19 protein-coding genes are annotated in these 17,602 nt (G+C 66.1%); 11 read left to right on the top strand and 8 right to left on the bottom strand.

Annotated elements, in window-relative coordinates; all coding sequences use genetic code 11:
- Nucleotide 1: 1 nt before the first annotated feature.
- From S58_RS28260 to S58_RS28280, 5 genes are all read right to left on the bottom strand, one after another.
- Nucleotides 2-811, bottom strand: coding sequence for a CbbQ/NirQ/NorQ/GpvN family protein (locus tag S58_RS28260; protein ID WP_015668833.1), 810 nt, complete (start codon nucleotides 809-811; stop codon nucleotides 2-4).
- A gap of 60 nt (nucleotides 812-871) precedes the next feature.
- Nucleotides 872-2,218: a cbb3-type cytochrome c oxidase subunit I gene (locus S58_RS28265; protein WP_015668834.1), complete on the bottom strand. Its 1,347-nt coding sequence runs from the start codon at nucleotides 2,216-2,218 to the stop codon at nucleotides 872-874.
- A gap of 37 nt (nucleotides 2,219-2,255) precedes the next feature.
- Nucleotides 2,256-2,708 carry a c-type cytochrome gene (locus tag S58_RS28270; protein WP_015668835.1) on the bottom strand — a complete coding sequence of 151 codons (453 nt, stop codon included), beginning with the start codon at nucleotides 2,706-2,708 and terminating at the stop codon, nucleotides 2,256-2,258.
- Nucleotides 2,709-2,811: 103 nt separating this feature from the next.
- Nucleotides 2,812-3,075 (bottom strand): cytochrome C oxidase subunit IV family protein, encoded by a 264-nt coding sequence (locus S58_RS28275; protein ID WP_015668836.1) that lies wholly within the window; start codon nucleotides 3,073-3,075, stop codon nucleotides 2,812-2,814.
- Nucleotides 3,076-3,078: 3 nt separating this feature from the next.
- The gene (locus S58_RS28280; protein WP_015668837.1) at nucleotides 3,079-3,654 is read right to left on the bottom strand and encodes a cytochrome c oxidase subunit 3 family protein; all 576 of its coding nucleotides are present in this window, start codon (nucleotides 3,652-3,654) and stop codon (nucleotides 3,079-3,081) included.
- Nucleotides 3,655-3,772: 118 nt separating this feature from the next.
- On the opposite strand from S58_RS28280, the gene S58_RS38710 reads away from it, so the two are divergent.
- Together S58_RS38710 and S58_RS28285 are read left to right on the top strand one after the other, a co-directional pair.
- A complete protein-coding gene (locus S58_RS38710) occupies nucleotides 3,773-3,928 on the top strand; it encodes a hypothetical protein (RefSeq protein ID WP_015668838.1) in 156 nt (51 codons plus the stop codon).
- Between the two features lie 52 nt (nucleotides 3,929-3,980).
- Complete coding sequence (locus S58_RS28285) at nucleotides 3,981-4,169, top strand: hypothetical protein (protein WP_015668839.1); 189 nt, start codon at nucleotides 3,981-3,983, stop codon at nucleotides 4,167-4,169.
- Nucleotides 4,170-4,175: 6 nt separating this feature from the next.
- On the opposite strand, the gene S58_RS28290 is transcribed toward S58_RS28285, so the two are convergent.
- Nucleotides 4,176-4,421, bottom strand: coding sequence for a hypothetical protein (locus tag S58_RS28290; RefSeq protein ID WP_015668840.1), 246 nt, complete (start codon nucleotides 4,419-4,421; stop codon nucleotides 4,176-4,178).
- A gap of 302 nt (nucleotides 4,422-4,723) precedes the next feature.
- Here S58_RS28290 and S58_RS28295 point away from each other — a divergent pair, with 302 nt between their 5' ends.
- The 8 genes from S58_RS28295 to S58_RS28330 all read left to right on the top strand — a co-directional run bounded on the left by S58_RS28295 (nucleotide 4,724) and on the right by S58_RS28330 (nucleotide 12,917).
- Nucleotides 4,724-6,142 (top strand): M20 family metallopeptidase, encoded by a 1,419-nt coding sequence (locus S58_RS28295; RefSeq protein ID WP_015668841.1) that lies wholly within the window; start codon nucleotides 4,724-4,726, stop codon nucleotides 6,140-6,142.
- Nucleotides 6,143-6,166: 24 nt separating this feature from the next.
- Nucleotides 6,167-7,741, top strand: coding sequence for an amidase family protein (locus S58_RS28300; protein WP_015668842.1), 1,575 nt, complete (start codon nucleotides 6,167-6,169; stop codon nucleotides 7,739-7,741).
- A 254-nt stretch (nucleotides 7,742-7,995) separates the two neighbouring features.
- Nucleotides 7,996-8,763 carry a molybdate ABC transporter substrate-binding protein gene (gene modA / locus S58_RS28305; protein ID WP_042340276.1) on the top strand — a complete coding sequence of 256 codons (768 nt, stop codon included), beginning with the start codon at nucleotides 7,996-7,998 and terminating at the stop codon, nucleotides 8,761-8,763.
- A gap of 283 nt (nucleotides 8,764-9,046) precedes the next feature.
- On the top strand, nucleotides 9,047-9,736 hold the full coding sequence (gene modB / locus S58_RS28310; RefSeq protein ID WP_015668844.1) for a molybdate ABC transporter permease subunit: 690 nt from the start codon (nucleotides 9,047-9,049) through the stop codon (nucleotides 9,734-9,736).
- On the top strand, nucleotides 9,733-10,830 hold the full coding sequence (gene modC / locus S58_RS28315; protein WP_015668845.1) for a molybdenum ABC transporter ATP-binding protein: 1,098 nt from the start codon (nucleotides 9,733-9,735) through the stop codon (nucleotides 10,828-10,830). Before modB ends, modC begins: the two co-directional genes overlap by 4 nt.
- 208 nt (nucleotides 10,831-11,038) lie before the next feature.
- Nucleotides 11,039-11,899 carry a hypothetical protein gene (locus S58_RS28320; protein ID WP_015668846.1) on the top strand — a complete coding sequence of 287 codons (861 nt, stop codon included), beginning with the start codon at nucleotides 11,039-11,041 and terminating at the stop codon, nucleotides 11,897-11,899.
- Nucleotides 11,900-11,910: 11 nt separating this feature from the next.
- A complete protein-coding gene (locus S58_RS28325) occupies nucleotides 11,911-12,498 on the top strand; it encodes a DUF2478 domain-containing protein (RefSeq protein ID WP_015668847.1) in 588 nt (195 codons plus the stop codon).
- Complete coding sequence (locus S58_RS28330; protein ID WP_015668848.1) at nucleotides 12,495-12,917, top strand: winged helix-turn-helix domain-containing protein; 423 nt, start codon at nucleotides 12,495-12,497, stop codon at nucleotides 12,915-12,917. The genes S58_RS28325 and S58_RS28330 overlap by 4 nt, the downstream gene beginning before the upstream one ends.
- Here the strand turns inward: S58_RS28330 and S58_RS28335 are convergent.
- Nucleotides 12,826-13,305, bottom strand: a complete 480-nt coding sequence (locus tag S58_RS28335) for a TOBE domain-containing protein (protein WP_042340277.1) — start codon at nucleotides 13,303-13,305, stop codon at nucleotides 12,826-12,828. The genes S58_RS28330 and S58_RS28335 overlap by 92 nt on opposite strands.
- A gap of 21 nt (nucleotides 13,306-13,326) precedes the next feature.
- Nucleotides 13,327-14,574: a phosphoglycerate dehydrogenase gene (gene serA / locus S58_RS28340; RefSeq protein WP_015668850.1), complete on the bottom strand. Its 1,248-nt coding sequence runs from the start codon at nucleotides 14,572-14,574 to the stop codon at nucleotides 13,327-13,329.
- A 290-nt stretch (nucleotides 14,575-14,864) separates the two neighbouring features.
- On the opposite strand from serA, the gene S58_RS28345 reads away from it, so the two are divergent.
- Nucleotides 14,865-17,519 carry a flavin-containing monooxygenase gene (locus S58_RS28345; RefSeq protein ID WP_015668851.1) on the top strand — a complete coding sequence of 885 codons (2,655 nt, stop codon included), beginning with the start codon at nucleotides 14,865-14,867 and terminating at the stop codon, nucleotides 17,517-17,519.
- Nucleotides 17,520-17,602 lie beyond the last annotated feature (83 nt).

Here is a 17,602-nt window from a genome sequence, read left to right on the forward strand (position 1 = left end):
CTCACCCGATCACGGCGTGCGCGACCTCGCGCAAGCCAGCCTTGACGTCAGCGTCATCGGTCAACGGCTCGATCATCGCCGCAAGCACGGCGTCGGCGACCGGCGTGCCGGCCGCGATCAGGGTCGCGCAATAGACCAGGAGCCGGGTCGAGACGCCCTCCTCCAGATCATGGCCCTGCAGCGCACGGAAGCGATGCGCGAGCGCCACCAGCGGCCGCACGCGCTCCGGCGACAGCCCGCTCTCGGCCGCGACCACCGCGATCTCCTGCTCGGCCGGCAGGAAGCCGAACTCGATCGCGATGAAGCGCTGCCGCGTCGACGGCTTCAGCGCCTTGTGCAGCGACTGATAGCCCGGATTATACGACACCACGAGCATGAAGCCGTCGGGCGCAATCAGCTCCTCGCCGGTGCGCTCCAGGGGGAGGATGCGGCGATCATCGGTGAGAGGATGCAGCACGACGGTGACGTCCTTGCGCGCCTCGACCACCTCGTCGAGATAGCAGATGCCGCCCTCGCGCACCGCGCGGGTCAGCGGGCCGTCGGTCCACACGGTGTCGCCGCCCTTGAGCAGATAACGCCCGGTCAGATCGGCGGCGGTGAGATCATCGTGACAGGCTACGGTGTGCAGCGGGAGGCCGAGCCGCGCCGCCATGTGGGCAACGAAGCGGGTCTTGCCGCAACCGGTCGGGCCCTTCAGCAGCACCGGCAGGCGATGCCGGAACGCATGTTCGAACAGCGCGCATTCATTTGAGGTCGGCGTGTACGAGGGAAGCGAAAGGGCGGTATCGATCGCGTGCAGCGCGGGCTTCATGATCACTCTCCGTATCAGGGGGATGCAGGCGGCGGCATCGAGGCCGCCGCCTGCGGGATTTCACTCCGCCGGCTGCAGCGCGCCGGGGAGCGCAGCCTCCTTGGTGCGGCCGGGCACCAGCACGGCCCAGACGAACATCAGCGCCGCGATCGCCACGAACACGCCCGAGCCGAGCCGCACCCAGTAGAACATCGCGAGCTGGTCCTGCACGTCCATGTAGCTCTGGCCGAGCACGCGCTGCAGATGCACCTGGATGATGCCGGCGAAGGTGAGCGCGAAGGTCATCACCATCATCGCCGTGCACATGATCCAGAAGCTCGCCATCGAGAGCCACTGGTTGTAGGGCGCACGCTGGCGCAGCTGCGGCACCGCATAGGCCATCACGGCGAGGTTGAGCATCACATAGGCGCCGAAGAAGGCGAGATGGCCGTGCGCCGCGGTGACCTGGGTGCCGTGGGTGTAGTAGTTCACTGATGACAGCGTATGCAGGAAGCCCCACACGCCGGCGCCGAGGAACGCCATCACCGAGCAGCCGACCGACCACAACAGCGCGGCACGGTTGGGATGCCTGCGGCCGGCCTTGAGCGTCATCTGCACCGTGAAGACGACCATGGTGAAGAACGGCGCGACTTCGAGCGTGGAGAACAGCGAGCCGATCCACTGCCAATAGCCGGGGGCGCCGATCCAGTAGAAGTGATGGCCGGTGCCGAGGATACCCGAAAACAGGGCCAGCCCGACGATGACATAGAGCCACTTCTCGACCACCTCGCGATCGATGCCGTTGAGCTTGATCATCAGGAAGGCCAGCACCGAGGCCATGATCAGCTCCCAGACGCCCTCGACCCATAGATGCACGACGTACCACCAGTACATCTTGTCGACCGAGAGATTGGCCGGGTTGTAGAACGCGAACAGAAAGAACAGCGCAACGCCCCACAGGCCGAACAGCAGGATGTTGGTCACCGTGGTCTTGCGGCCCTTGAGGGCCGTCATCGTCACGTTGAACAGGAACATCAGGCAGACGACGACGATGCCGACCTTGATGATGAAGGGCTGCTCGAGGAATTCGCGGCCTTCATGGTAGTGGAAGAGGTAGCCGACCACGGCGACGCCGGCCGCGCCGAAGAACAACCAGAACTGGATCTTGGCGAGCAGCGGGCTGTAGAGCTCGGTCTCGGTCTCCTCGGGCAGCAGAAAATAGGTCGCGCCCATGAAGCCGATCAGCGACCACACGATCAGTGCGTTGGTGTGGATCATGCGGACGATGTTGAACGGCAGCAGGACCGACAGCGTGTTCGGCAGCACGTAGATCGTGCCGGCAAGCAGGCCGAAGATGACCTGGGCGAGGAAGAGCGTCAGCGCGCCGTAGAAATACAGCATCGCGACCTTCTGGGTCTCATATCTCATCGCGAATCTCTCTCATGATGGAGGGCGGGATGCCGGCTCAGCCGGCCTTGTTCGGCGGCCAGTCCTGGCGCTTGATCGAATTGGCCCATTGCAGGAAGTCGGCGAGATCGTTGAGCTCCTGGTCGGACAGGTTGAACTGCGGCATCTGCCGCCGGCCGGGCGCGCCCGAGGGCTGCGACTGCATCCAGGATTTCAGCATCTCGCGTGCCGCGGCCGGATCCTCCTTGCCGCCCCAGCGGTCCCAGACATTGCCGACCTCGGGTGCGAAATACGCGCCTTCGCCGAGCAGGGTATGGCAGTTGATGCAGGAGTTGCGCTCCCAGACATGCTTGCCGCGGGCGACGCCGTCCGAGAGCGTGGTGGCGTTGGTCGAGGTCGTGACCATGTAGTAGTGGCTGTGCGCGGTCAGCCCGAGGAAGATCGCAAAGAAGAAGGCCGAACCGCCGTAGAAGACGTTCCGCGCGGCCGACTTGGTCAGGCGTTCCGCCATGACACATCCTTTCCGGTTGGTGAAAGCCGATGAAGTGGAACCAATCTACCGGCAACGCCGAAAGCCTCTTTGTCGCGGCGCAACGAGCGCGGCGATCGGCCGATCAGACCAGCGCGCGGATCGCGACTGCGAGCCCGGCAAGGGCGATGAGGCCGGTCAGCCATGCCGTCAGCAGGCCGCGCCACAACGCCGGGGCGTGGCGCAGGCCGAGATAGTCCAGCATGATCGCCCTGCCCTTCGCGGCGGCGAGCGCGAGGACGAGCGCGTCGACCAGCCACCTGCCGGGCAGCAGCAGCGAGGCTGCGAGGGTGGCGATGGCGAGACCGAGCAGCTGGAGCCAGGCCAGGGTGAGACGATCGCGGACCATGGCTCAGCGCACCAGATAGAGGATCGGAAACATCACGATCCAGACCAGATCGACCATGTGCCAGAACGCGGCCCCGGTCTCGACGCCGTTGGCGGTGGCGCCACGGGCAACGATCGCCAGGATCACGATGCCGAGCAGAACGTGCAGCAGGTGAAATCCCGTCAACAGAAAGTAGAGCGTGAAGAAGGAAGAGGTCTCCAGACCCGCGCCGGCGGCAATCTCGCCGCCATATTCGGTCAGCTTGATCGCGATGAACGCGGCGCCGAGCAGCATCGCCAACGCGATCCAGCGGCGCGCAATGATCGGCGATGCGTTCCGCGCTGCCGCGGCGCTGCGCGCGGCCGCCCAGCCACTGGTGACGAGCACGATGGTGTTCGCGGCGGCGAGCCGACTGTCGAGCATCGCCTGGCCGGCCGTGAAAACAGCGGGGTGGACGGCCCGTGCCACCACGAACGCTCCCAGCAACAGGCCGAAAGCGACGAGCTCGCTGAAGATCAGCACCCACATCATGGGATCTCCGGGCAGGCCGTCGAGCACGCCCCAGCGTTCCTGCTCCTCCTCCCCCACGATTGCCGACATTTCCACCTCCGGTTGGACGCCGGCAAGCTAGTCAGGGAAGCAGACGTCCTCTTTGTCGCTGCACAAACTGCGCGGCGCCCGGACACGCTAAAGACGAGCCACCTTCAGGAGCAGCCCCATGACCGAAGCGCAGCTCGGGCTCGTCACCGCCACGCCCATCATCATCGTGTTCGCGGCCGCGCTGTGGCGCATGGGCGTGCTGTCGACAACCGGTACGGTGTCGGCCATCGTAGCCTCAGTTGCGATTGCGGTGGTCCTGTTCACCACGCAATAGCGGGCTTGGAACCTTCGCGGCGCCTGGACGTAACCTCGTCCGGAGGTGCCGCATGGATGACAACCGCTTCGCAGAGCTGCTCGGAAACGCTGCCATCAGTGTCTGGGGCGACATGCCGCGCGATATCCAGGAGGCTCTGTTCGAGACCGCGATGCGCGGCCACGACGATCTGCGCCATCAGTTCGCAAGGCTGCTGCACGACCGTCATCCGCGCACGGAGCATCCGCCGCGGCCGGCCTGAACGGTCTCAATCCGGATGATCGTCAGCCCGGAATTGCGACGGCTCGTCGTAACCCTTGCGGCTGCTGTAGAACAACAGCACCATCAGCCCGATCCCCACGATCAGCGAGAACACGACGCCGAGCGTGAGCGCGATCCATCCTTCTCGCGGCATCGGATCGCCGGGCAGGGTCATGCCTTGATAGGCAAAGACGACGGCACCTGCGAGAATCAGCAGCAAGGCCACGATGATCGCGATCGGTCCTGCACGCATGGCGTTGGGCGCTCCTGGTCAGCGAGAACCGGGCCGGCCTCCGATCGTTCCTGGATTGACGCGGTAACGACGCACAGTGGCAGTTCCGAAATGTGAGAACGCGGGGCAGCTCGCCCTACGCTGCGCCGCCAAAAACATCGCGCTGCACCCAATCGTAGCATCATTTGCTCAAAGGATAATACGCCGTCCTGCGGCTGGGCAGATGCCGCATGGCTGCTCCCGGCGGCGGTCGCTAGGCGTTCGGGAACTTAGCTGATAACCCTGACCGCTTCCCAATCGGCAGCACAGGACAAGGACCGGAGATGGACAACCGTAGCGAGATCTGGCGCGGCGTCGACGCGATCAAGACCCGTTTCATCGAGCTCAGTGACCGGGTCTGGGGCATGCCCGAGGTCTGCTACACTGAGGCCCGCTCCGCGGCCGAACATCTTGCCGAACTGAAGCACCAGGGTTTTCGCACGACGGAAAAGGTGGCGGGCATCCCAACCGCAGTGATGGGAGAGTGGGGCACGGGCGGCCCGGTGATCGCCTTCATGGGCGAATACGACGCCCTGCCCGGCCTCAGCCAGGAGGCTGGTGTCGCCGAGCATCGCCCGATCGAGAGCGGCGGCCACGGTCACGGCTGCGGCCACAATCTGCTCGGCTCGGCGGCGCTGCTCGCCGCCACCGCCGTGAAGGACTGGCTCGCGGCCAACAAGGTTCCAGGGCGCGTGCGCTATTATGGCTGCCCCGCGGAAGAAGGCGGCGCGGCAAAGGCCTTCATGGTGCGGTCGGGCGCGTTCGAGGATGCCGACATCGCGATCACCTGGCATCCGTCGAGTTTCTGGGAAGTGGTGATGACGCCATCGCTCGCCAACACGCGCGCCGACTTCATCTTTACCGGCCGCACCTCGCATGCCGCTGCATCACCGCACCTCGGCCGTAGCGCGCTCGACGCCGTCGAGCTGATGAATGTCGGCGTCAACTACATGCGCGAGCACATGCCGAGCGACGCCCGTGTGCACTACGCACTGCTCGACACCGGCGGCATCGCCCCCAACGTCGTGCAGGCCCACGCCCGCGTGCGCTACTCCATCCGCGCCCGCGATCTGCCCGGGATGAACGAACTGGTCGGGCGCGTCCACAAGATCGCGCAGGGCGCGGCGCTGATGACCGAGACCAAGGTCGAGATGAAGATCATCTCCGCGGTCTCGAACATCCTGCCCAACACGCCGCTCGAAGAGGCGCTGTATGGAATCATGGAAGAGCTCGGGCCGCCGCATTTCGACGCGACCGACAAGGATTTCGCCGGGCAGATCCAGGCCACCTTGACCGACAAGGATATCGCCTCGGTCTATTACAGCATCGGCATGGATCCGACCGAGAAGCCGCTCGCCGACTTCCTCGTGCCGCTGGATGCCAAGCGCAATCCGCAGATAGGATCGACTGACGTCGGCGACGTCAGCTGGGTGGTGCCGACGGTGCAGGTACACGCGCCGACGGTCGCGATCGGCACGCCGTTCCACACCTGGCAGGTCGTCGCCCAGGGCAAGTCGCCGGGCGCGCACAAGGCCATGGTGCAGGCCGCCAAGGCGATGGCGGGCCTCGGCATCAAGGCGCTCAACGAGCCCGGCCTGATCGCAGCTGCCAAGGCCGACTTGAAGAAGCGGACCACGCGCACGCCCTATGTCAGCCCACTGCCTGACGACGTCGAGCCGCCGCTGACGATGTCCGTGGCTTGAGGCGGAAACCGGGGGGAAAAGACAGTGGTGAAGACAGCGAAAGTCAAAAAGCCGGCCGCGAAAACCGTGAAGCCGGGCCCGAAACGCGCGGCCGCACGTGCCGCGAAGAAGAAGCCTGCGCCCAAGACCAGGACGCAAGCGACGTCTCAGCCGAAGGCGGCCACTCCGAAACAGCGGCTGCCGAAGGGGCCGATCTGGCAGTGGTCGGCGATGGATACTGCTGCGGCGATCCGCGCCGGTGGCGTGTCCGCGGTCGAGGTGACCGAGGCGCACATCGCGCGCATGCACGAGGTCAATCCGAAGCTCAACGCGGTCGTCGTCGATCTCTCCGAGGAGGCATTGAAGGCGGCACGTGCGGCCGACAAGGCGCGCGGCAGAAAGGGCGAGCTTGGTCCGCTGCACGGTGTTCCCGTGACGATCAAGGAAAACGTCGACTACGAAGGCCGGCCCAATCCGAACGGCGTGCCGGCCCAGATGAGCGTGATCGCGCCGTCGGACGCGCCGGTGGTGCGCAATCTGAAGAAGGCGGGCGCCATTGTGCTCGGCCTCACCAATACGCCGGAATTCTCGTTCCGCGGCTTCACCGACAATCCGCTGCACGGACTGACGCTGAACCCGTGGGATCCCGAGATCACCTGCGGCGGCTCGTCTGGAGGAGCCGGCAGCGCGGTTGCCGCAGGCATCGGCACCATCGCCCATGGCAACGACATCGGCGGCTCGCTGCGCTGGCCGGCGCATTGCAACGGCGTCGTGACCATCAAGCCGACGCAAGGCCGCATCCCGGCCTACAACGAAAGCGCGGCGGCCGAGCGGCCGATGCTGTCGCATCTGATGTCGTCGCAGGGCCCGCTCGCGCGCAGTGTCGCAGACGTGAGACTGGCGCTCGAAGTGATGAGCCGGCGCGATCCGCGTGATCCCTGGTGGGTACCAGCGCCATTAGAAAGCGAGAAGCCAAAGCGGCCGATCAAGGTCGCGCTCGCCAAAATCCCTGATGACATGGACGTCGATCCCTCGGTGCATGCCGCGCTCCGGCAGGCCGCGGATCATCTGGAGCGTTCGGGCTACCGGGTCAGCGAGGTCGAGGTGCCCGACATTTCCGGTGTCTGGCAGACCTGGTGCGACATCATCACCAACGAGGTCGTGGTGATGCAGGAAGCCAAGATGCTGGCGGTCACCTCCGAGGACTTCCACAAGGCCTGGGGCGGGATGCGGGCCAAGGCCGAGATGCTCGACCTCGCCGGCTGGATGCAGGCGACGGCACAACGCTCGACGCATATCCGGGCCTGGCAGCTGTTCTTCGAGGAGTACCCGGTGGTGCTGGCGCCGACGACGGTCAAGCCGACGCCGGGTCCGCGCGAGGACACTGTCAGCGCCGAGCGCGTGCGCGAGATCTTCTTCAACGAAATCCGCTTCATCTCGGCCATCAATGTCCTCGGCCTGCCCGGCGCGGTGGTCCCGGTCGCGGTGCACCAGGGCCAGCCGATCGGCGTGCAGCTGATCGCCGGCCGTTATCGCGAGGACCTCGCGCTCGATGCCGCCGCGGCGATCGAGAAGCGCGCCGGCATGCTGGTGCGACAGCTCTGGGACAAGATGGCCTGACGCTCGGACGGCCCTGAGGATCGGCCGATCTTCAGGGCTGTCGTTTTCTCGACACTGCCTTGCAGCGATTGTCGCGTGTCGAACACTGACGCGCGTGACGGCCGCACGAAATCGCCTCGGGTTGACGGCAACTGGCGGACCCGTCTATTTTGATGTATACGAATGGATATAGCACGGCGTATGGCACCGGCCCGTGCGCCGGAATGAGACTTGCAATTCACCGAAACGGCCCCCTCGGTGGAAAGGACAATTTGATGAGATTGATGCGCTTCGTCGCCGCCGCCCTGTGCGCGGCAGCCACTTTGCTGACTAGTGCGAGTGCCTTCGCCGCCAGCGCCAACATTGCCGTGGCGGCCAACTTCACCGAGCCGGCCAAGGAGATTGCGGCACTGTTCAAGGCCAAGACCGGACACGAGCTGGTGCTGAGCTTCGGCGCATCCGGACAATTCTACACCCAGATCAAGGAAAACGCGCCGTTCGCGATCCTGCTGTCGGCCGATGACGAGAGGCCGAAGAAGCTGGTCGATGAGGGCCTCGGCGTCGCCGACAGCCGCTTCACCTACGCGATCGGCAAGCTCGTGCTGTGGAGCAAGGATCCGAACACGATCAAAGGCGAGGAGACCCTGAAGGCGAACGCGTTCAACAAGCTGTCGATCGCCAATCCCGCCGCCGCGCCCTATGGCGCCGCGGCGGTCGAGACGCTGAAGGCGCTCAAGCTCTATGACACGATCCAGCCCAAGATCGTGCAGGGCAACACCATCTCGCAGGCCTTCCAGTTCGTCGATACCGGCAATGCCGAGCTTGGCTTCGTCGCGCTGTCGCAGCTGATGCCGAACGCTGGCGGCTCGCGCTGGCTGGTGCCGCAGAGCCTGTATAGCGAGATCCGGCAGGATGCCGTGCTGCTGAAGGCCTCCGCCGGCAACGAGGCCGCGACCGCATTCCTGACCTTCCTCAGGAGCCCGGAAGCCCGTGCGGTGATTGAGAAGTTCGGCTATGCTCTGGACCCGAAGTCGGGCACCTGAGGTTGAATGAGCGAGACGCGATGCAGCATGATCGGATCGATGCGGCATCCACGATTTCCCCACCCTCCCCTGGAGGGGGAGGGTCGGTTGCGAATGCAATGAGCAATCGGGGTGGGGTGACGGCGCTGATGATTCGCCCGCGATATCGGTCCGAGGAGATTCACCCCACCCCGCCTCGCATTCCGCTCCGCTTCATGCGAGGCGACCCTCCCCCTCCAGGGGAGGGTGAAGGTCATTCCGAGATGAGGACCGCAGACCTCATCTCGATCAAGACGTCGCACGCATGAACCTCCACGTCTCGGCCGACATCTGGCAACCGGTCCGGCTGACCCTCGAGCTCGCGGCGCTCACGACCGTCATCTTGATGATCGTGGGCACGCCGATCGCGTGGTGGCTGGCGCGGTCGCGGGCGTGGTGGAAGGAGGCGGTCGCAGCGCTGGTGGCCATTCCGCTGGTGCTACCGCCGACCGTGCTCGGCTTCTATCTGCTGGTCGCACTCGGCCCGAGCGGCCCCGGCGGTGCGCTGGCCTCGCTATGGGGCGCGCGCACCCTCGCCTTCACATTTCCGGGCCTCGTCATCGGCTCCGTGCTGTTCTCGATGCCGTTCGTGGTGCAGCCGATCCGCAATGCCTTCGAGGCGATGGGCGAGAAGCCGCTTGAAGCGGCCGCCACCTTGCGCGCCTCGCCCTGGCGCGCGTTCTGGACCATCGCGGTGCCGCTCGCGAGCCCCGGCTTTCTCACCGGAGCGATCCTCGGCTTTGCCCACACCGTCGGTGAGTTCGGCGTCGTGCTGATGATCGGCGGCAACATTCCCGGCAGGACCAAGGTGCTGTCGGTCGCAATCTTCGACTATGTCGAGACCTCGCAATGGGCCGAGGCCTCGGTGCTGGCGCTCGGCATGGTCGTGTTCTCGTTCTGCGTCATTCTCACGATGATGCTGATCGAGAAGAAGATGACGCGAAGCGCGTCATGAGCACCGTCAAGGTCGATTTTAGCGGCACGCTCGGACGGTTCGAACTGAACGCGCGCTTCGAGGTCCCGGCGCGCGGCGTCACCGCGATTTTCGGCCCCTCCGGCTGCGGCAAGACCGCCGTGATGCGCTGCATTGCCGGCCTCAATCGCCTCGCCGGCGGGCTGTGCTCGGTCGCCGGCGACGTCTGGCAGGACGAGAAGACCTTCCGCCCGGTGCACCAGCGGCCGATCGGCTACGTGTTCCAGGAAGCCAATTTGTTTCCGCACCTCTCGGTCCGTCGCAACCTGATGTACGGCCATCCCGGTACGACAGGCCCCGCCGCGATCGGCTTCGACGAGGTCGTCGCGCTGCTCGGGATCGAGACCCTGCTGGAGCGCTCGCCGCGGCATCTCTCGGGAGGGGAGCGGCAGCGCGTCGCGATCGGCCGCGCGCTGCTCAGCCAGCCGAAGCTGCTGCTGATGGACGAGCCGCTCTCGGCGCTCGACCAGATCACCAAGGACGAGATCCTGCCCTATCTGGAGCGGCTGCACGCCGCGCTGGACCTGCCGATCCTCTACATCAGCCACGACATCACCGAAGTCGAGCGGCTCGCCGATCAGCTGGTGCTGATGCGCCAAGGCGCCGTGCTCGCGTCCGGCCCCCTGTCAGAGCTTCAGGCCGACCTGTCGCTGCCACTCGCGTCGTCGCGCCATGCCGCCGTGAGCCTCGATGCCACCGTGCGCGATCAGGACCCGACCGACGGCATGGCGACGCTTGACGTGCCCGGCGGCCAGTTCCTGCTGCCGGCCGAGCCGCTCGCGCCGGGCTCGCGCCGCCGCCTGCGCGTGCTCGCCGACGACGTCAGCCTCGCACGGGACGTGCCGAGCCGCAGCACCATCGTCAACGTGCTGCGCGCGAAAATCCTCGAGATCCGCAGCCAGTCGGACCACCGCGTTACCGCCCTGCTCGGCCTCGGCGAGAATGGTGAGGGCGCGCGGCTGCTGTCGCGCGTCACCCAGCGCTCGTGGAACGAGCTCGGCCTGCACGCCGGGCTTCCCGTCTACGCCCAGGTGAAGGGCGTCGCCCTGGTTCGCCGCGAAGATCCTGCCAGCTGATCGAACGCGCCTGGCCCAATCCACGACATCGCTGCCATGTTATATACACGACAATATAGCATCCGATGTTATATCTTAAACAATACAGCTAAAGGCAGATCAAGGTCGTGCCTACCTGATTTTCATCAACGTAATGAGAGAGTTGACCGGCGAACGGCCGTCTGGCCCGGCGCTTGCTAATTTGATCTCGCAACACGAGGTCATCAGCATGAAAGCCGCCGTCACCTGGCATCCGAACGCGCCCAAGCCGCTCGCGCTGGTGCTCGGCACCAACGAGATCGCCTCCGCCGTCGCGGCCAGGCTGAGCCACGCCCGCTTCGCGCTCGTGCTCTGCCACGACGCGTTCCCTCCGGTGATCCGGCGTGGCATGGCTTTCCACGACGTCCTCTATGGCGAGACGCGCGACATCGACGGCGTGATCGGCTGCCGCGCCGAGGGGATCGCGGATGTCGTGCGGATCCATCGCGAGCCCGGCCAGGTCGCGGTGACCGGCCTGCATCTCACCGACATCATCGCCTATCGCTACCCGGCGGTCATCGTCGACGCCCGCATGCAGAAGCATCTGGTGACGCCGGATCTGCGCGGCGTCGCGGGTGTTGCGGTGGGCCTCGGGCCACGCTTCGCGGTCGGACGCAATTGCGACGTCGCGATCGAGACCCATCCCTGCGAGACCGGTGCGATCGTGGCGCAGGGGACGACGCGGAACGCGGACGGCAAGGCGCGCGATCTCGGCGGCGCGGGGCGCGAGCGCTTCGTGTACTCGGACCAGGACGCCGTCTGGCACACGCCGCTCGACATCGGCACCCGCGTCTACAAGGGGCTGCAGCTCGGCTCGCTCGGCGGCTCCCCGGTGCTCGCGCCGCTGGATGGCGCGTTGCGCGGCATCGCGCGTGACGGCGTCCGCGTGCCGGCCAACGTCAAGCTGCTCGAGATCGATCCGCGTGGCCGTCACGCCGCCTGGACCGGGATCGATGAGCGCGGTCAGGCGATCGCCGCGAGCGTGGTGTCGGCCGTCCACGAGATCATGCAAACCGGTCGGAAGGCGGGCCGCGTCTCCGCCAACGTATGAGGAGGACTGCGATGGGTATATCCGACGTCGGGACTTGTCAGATCGTGGCGCTGCAGGGGGCCGCGTCCAGCGTGATCCAGGAGATGCTCGCCGAGTTTGCTACGCGGCTCGTCGATACGGGCCTGCGCGTCTCCGGCGTAATCGAGAGCAGCGCGGACAAAGCGAAGCCGTGCAAATCCATGATGCTGCGCAGTCTCGATGATAACAGCCTGTTCTCGATCTCGCAGGATCTCGGCTCGGGATCGCAGGCCTGCAATCTCGATCCGGAAGGCCTGGCGCTCGCCTGCGCCGCCGTGCAGCGGTCGATCATCAGCGGCACCGACGTCGTCATCCTCAGCAAGTTCGGCAAGCAGGAAGCGACCGGCGGCGGCCTTGCCGACGCCTTCGGCTCGGCCATCGCTGCGGGGCTTCCGATCATCACGGCGGTCTCGCCGGCTATGATGGAGGCGTGGGTGGGCTTTGCCGGGGCGTTCGCCGAATGCGTCCACGTCGATGTCGCGCGCGGCCCTGGCTGGGTCGAGGCGTGGTCCGGCCGCGTGACAGCGCCAACCGCTCGTGACATGATCGGCTTTCAACGCGAGCGGATCGGAATGGGATGAAGCGCGAAGCTCAGATCGCATTGACTATCAACTTCGGCAATGGCGGCAGCCTGTCGCCCGAGGATCTGCTGCTGATCGACTTCATCCGCAAGGAGCGCTCGATCCTGGGTGCCGCGCGCGCGAGCGGCATTTCCTACCGCAAGTGCTGGCTGATGGTCGATGCGCTCAACCGCACCTTCGAGACGCCGGTGTTCGAGACCCATCCCGGCCGCCGCGGCGGCGGCGCCGAGATCACGCCGTTCGGCGAGCGGCTGATCGCGCTGTATCGATCGATGGAGCGGCGCACGCGCACCGCCACGGCCGCAGCACTCGGCGAGCTGCAGAAGGCTACGGACCGTCACTATCAGAAGCGGGCCAGCGGCGCGGCCGAGGCAGCTCCGAAGGCCGAACCGCGCCGGGCCCGATCGCGACGCTCTTGATCATCGCCCAGGCGGACAAGTCCGGCTCCAGCGCCAACCGCTCGACCGACTCCAGCGTCACCAGCGCGTGCAGCTTCGTCGCGCCGAGATCGAAGGTGACGCGCACATAGGGGGACTCGAGCGGCAGGATCTGCTCGATCCGGCCCGGCAGCCGGTTCGTAATCGAGACGTCCATCGGACGCGACAGCGCGATCGACACGTCCCGCGCCTCGATGGTCACGGAGACGCCGGCATCGATCGGGGCATCGACCATCGGAACCCGCAACTCGCCGTCGGCAAAGAACAGCGTCGACATGCCATATTGCGGATCATGGCGCAGCACGCGCGCCGGCACGGTCGTGCTGAGAACGACAGATGGGGCTGAAGCCGATGGAGACTTGGCAGTCATCGCGCAACAGCCCCCGTCATCTCAGGGCCGGTCGTGGTCGTACAGCACGCGCACGCGGATGGTACCTTCGACCGCGCGCAGCTCCGCGAGCAGCTCCTCGCCCTCACCGCCGACCACATCGGTTTCCAGCACGACATAACCGACCTCGGGATCGGTCTGCAGATATTGCGCGAGGATGTTGATGTTGTGCCGCGCCACCGCCTCGTTGACCTGCCGCAGCACGCCCGGGACGTTACGGTGGACGTGGATGAAGCGCGTGCCGGTGGGGCGAGCCGGCAGCTGCACCTGGGGGAAATTGACGGCGCCGAAGGTCGAGCCGACGTCGGAGTAGTCGATCAGCTTGCGCGCGACCTCGCCGCCGATGCGGTCCTGCGCCTCCTCGGTGGAGCCGCCGACATGCGGCGTCAGGATCACGTTGGGCAGTCCCTGCAGCGGCGACACGAAGGGATCGGCATTCGAGGCCGGCTCGACCGGAAACACGTCGACCGCGGCGCCTGCGAGCTTGCCGTCGCGCAGCGCGCTGGCCAGCGCCTCGATGTCGACGACCGTGCCGCGCGAATTGTTGATCAGATAGGCGCCGTCCTTCATCTGCCGGAGCTGGCGCTCGCCGATCATGTTCGCGGTCGCCGGCGTCTCCGGCACGTGCAGCGAGACGACGTCGCTGCTGGCGAGCAGCTCGTCGAGGCTTTCGACCGGCTCGGTGTTGCCGTGGCGCAGCTTGTCGGTGAGGTCGAAGAAGATCACCCGCATGCCCATGGTTTCGGCGAGGTTCGACAGCTGCGAGCCGATGTTGCCGTAGCCCACGATGCCCAGCGTCTTGCCGCGCACCTCGCGGCTGCCATTCGCCGACTTGTCCCAGCCACCGGCATGCGCCGAGACCGAGCGCGGGAAGATGCGCCGCATCAGCATCACGACCTCGGCAATGGTCAGCTCGGCGACGCTGCGCGTGTTCGAATAGGGCGCGTTGAAGACGGGAATGCCGAGCCGCCGCGCCGCGTCGAGCTCGACCTGGTTGGTGCCGACCGAGAAGCAGCCGACCGCCATCAGCCGGTCCGCCGCCTGCAGCACCTCCGCGGTCAGATGCGTGCGCGAGCGAATGCCAAGCATGTGCACGCCCGACAGCATCCGCTTCAGCTCCGCCGAGCCGAGCGCCTTCGGCAGCCGCTCGATCTCCGTATAGCCATTGGCCTCGAACATGCGGACGGCCGAGTCGTTCACGCCCTCCAGGAGCAGAACGCGGATCTTTTGCTTGGGCAGCGATAGCGGCATGGGCCTGGCCTAAATCGATCGTGGATGTGGCGTAGTGTAGCGGTTGTTACAGTCGCGATGCGTTGAAACTTGGTGAATGCGACGCGGTAAGATCGCTTTCTGTCGCTTTCTCAGAGGTTTGTCCACTCCGCACCGGGGTTTTGACCGGCGATGCAAAATCGGCGCCTGGCATACCGACCGCGCTGCACGATCCGCACTGCAACAACCGCAGATCGTTGTTTTGGCTGCTGACAAACCATGCGAGCATGAGCTAGCCTTTCGACCAATCACAAAATCATCGGGAGGTCAGCATGTCAGACGGAATGGTCGAGGCAGGCGCGTCGGAATCGACTCAAGGCGAAGTTCAGACGGTCGATGTCGGCGTCGTCGGCGCCGGATTTGCGGGATTGTACCTGCTGCATCGCCTGCGCAAGGCCGGTCTCTCGGCGGTGGCGCTGGACACCGCCAACGATGTCGGCGGCACCTGGTACTGGAACCGCTATCCCGGCGCGCGCTGCGACATCCAGACCGTCGACTACAGCTACACCTTCGATCCCGAGCTCGAAACCGCCTGGCAGTGGTCGGAGAAATACGCCACCCAGCCGGAGATCCTGCGCTATCTCGGTTTCGTTGCCGATCGGTATGATCTGCGGCGGGACATCCGTTTCGGCACCCGCGTCCTCGGCGCCGCCTGGGACCAGTCCAAGGAGCGCTGGCTGCTCACGACCGACAAGGGCCCTGCCGTCTCCTGCCGCCACTACGTCATGGCGACCGGTTGCCTGTCGCAGCCGAAGCCGCCGGAAATCGACGGCGTCCAAGACTTCAAGGGCGAGATCTACTTCACCAGCCGCTGGCCGCATGACGGAGTCGATCTCAGTGGCAAGCGGGTCGCCGTGATCGGCACCGGCTCGTCCGCGATCCAGTCGATTCCGATCATCGCCGAGCAGGCGTCGCAGCTGACGGTGTTCCAGCGCACGCCGAACTTCGCGCTCCCTGCGCACAATGGCCCGCTGCCGGCGGATCGCGCCGCACAGCTCGCGCAGGATCGCAATGCGCTTCGCGAGCAGGCGCGCTGGTCGCTGACCGGGGTGCCGATTCCGCCGGCCACGGAGTTCAGCTGGCAGATGACCGAGGCCGAGCGCCGCGAGCGCTTCGAGAAGCTGTGGGCCTCCGGTGATCTCGTCGGCATGCTGACGCAGCTCTGGGCCGACCAGGGCGTCGACGCGGACGGCAATGCTCTGCTCGCAGACCTGATCCGTGAGAAGATTCATGAGATCGTCAAGGATCCCGAGACCGCCGAAGCGCTGACGCCCCACGACCATCCGTTCGGCGCCAAGCGTCCGTGCCTAGACACCAACTACTATCAGACGTTCAACCGTCCCAACGTCACGCTGGTCAATCTGCGCCAGGAGCCGATTGCGTCCATCACCGCGAACGGCATCAAGACGGAGAAACGCAGCTTCGACATCGATGTCATCGTGTTCGCGACCGGCTTCGATGCCATGACCGGTGCAATCCGCGCCGTGCATCCGATCAAGGGACGCGGCGGCAAGTCGCTCGACGACAGCTGGGCGAACGGTCCGGAGACCTATCTCGGGCTGACCGTCGCCGGCTTCCCCAATCTGTTCCTCATCACCGGTCCCGGCAGCCCATCGGTGCTGTCGAACATGGCCGTGTCGATCGAGCAGCATGTCGACTTCGTCGTGGATCGCCTGTCAGCGATGCGCGAGGGCGGCTTCACGACCATCGAGCCGACGGACACCGCACAGGCCGGCTGGATGCGCCACATGGCGGACTGTTCGACGGTGACGCTGCATCGGCTCGCCAACACCTGGTACACGGGCGCCAACGTGCCGGGCAAACCGCAGACATTGATGCCCTATACCGGCGGCGTGGGCCCGTATCGCGGCATCTGCAACGAGATCGTCAGCCGCGGCATGCTCGGCTTCAAGCTGACCGGTCCGAACGGCGCAACCCAATGCAACGACGGCGAGATCGTGAAGCTGCAGCCGGATGTCCGGCTGGTGCTGAACATGCTGACCGAGATGAACCTGCCGCCGATCGAATCGATGGGCGCGCAAGGCGCACGCGACTTCATCGCCGAGTTCAATAAGACCCGGCCGCCGGGACGCCCCGTGGGTGAAGTGAAGGACGGCACGCTGCAAGGCGCCGACGGTCCGCTGCCCTACCGGCTTTATCGTCCGGCCACGCCGGGACCGCATCCGATCGTCGTCTACTTCCATGGCGGCGGCTGGGTGCTCGGCGACGAGCAATCGGACGATCCGTTCTGCCGCGACATGTGCCGCCGCTCCGACATGATCTTCGTCAGCGTCGGCTATCGCCATGCGCCGGAGCATCGCTTCCCGGCAGCCGCCGAGGACGGCTACGCGGCGACGCGCTGGGTGTCCGAGCACGCCGCCGAACTCGGCGGCCGGGAGGGCCCGGTGCTGGTCGCGGGCTGGAGCGCGGGCGGCAACATCGCTGCAGTCACCTGTCAGCTCGCGCGCGACCGCGGCGGTCCCGTGATCGGCGGCCAGCTGCTGGTGTGCCCGGCCACCGACTGCAGCTTCGATCGCCCGTCCTACACGGACAACGCCACGGGCTACTTCCTGACGCGCTCGTTGATGTTCTGGTTCTGGGACATCTACTGCTCGCCGGCCGATCGCACCGACCCGCGCGTGTCGCCCTTGCGCGGCAAGCTTCAGGGCCTGCCGCCGGCCTATGTCGTCACCTGCGAGTTCGATCCGCTGCGCGACGAAGGCATCGCCTATGCGGACGCCCTCGCCGCGGCCGGTGTGCCCGCCGGGCAGCTCAAGGCGCGCGGCCATTTCCATTCGTCGTTCATGATGGTCGACATCATCATCACCGGCGTCGGCGGCCGCATGCAGATGGCGGAGGCGCTGCAGGCGTTCACACAACCGGCGGAAGAAGGCGGATCGCCGGAGATCAACGCCGCCGCCAGTTGAGCAGCGGAGGCCGCGGCTGATCGGACGGCCCGCTGGTCTGCGGGTCGTCGTGGCGATCCGCAGCTCGCGCTGGAATGACGACT

Origin of the sequence: Bradyrhizobium oligotrophicum S58 (assembly GCF_000344805.1) — a bacterium.
GTDB classification, from domain to species: domain Bacteria; phylum Pseudomonadota; class Alphaproteobacteria; order Rhizobiales; family Xanthobacteraceae; genus Bradyrhizobium; species Bradyrhizobium oligotrophicum.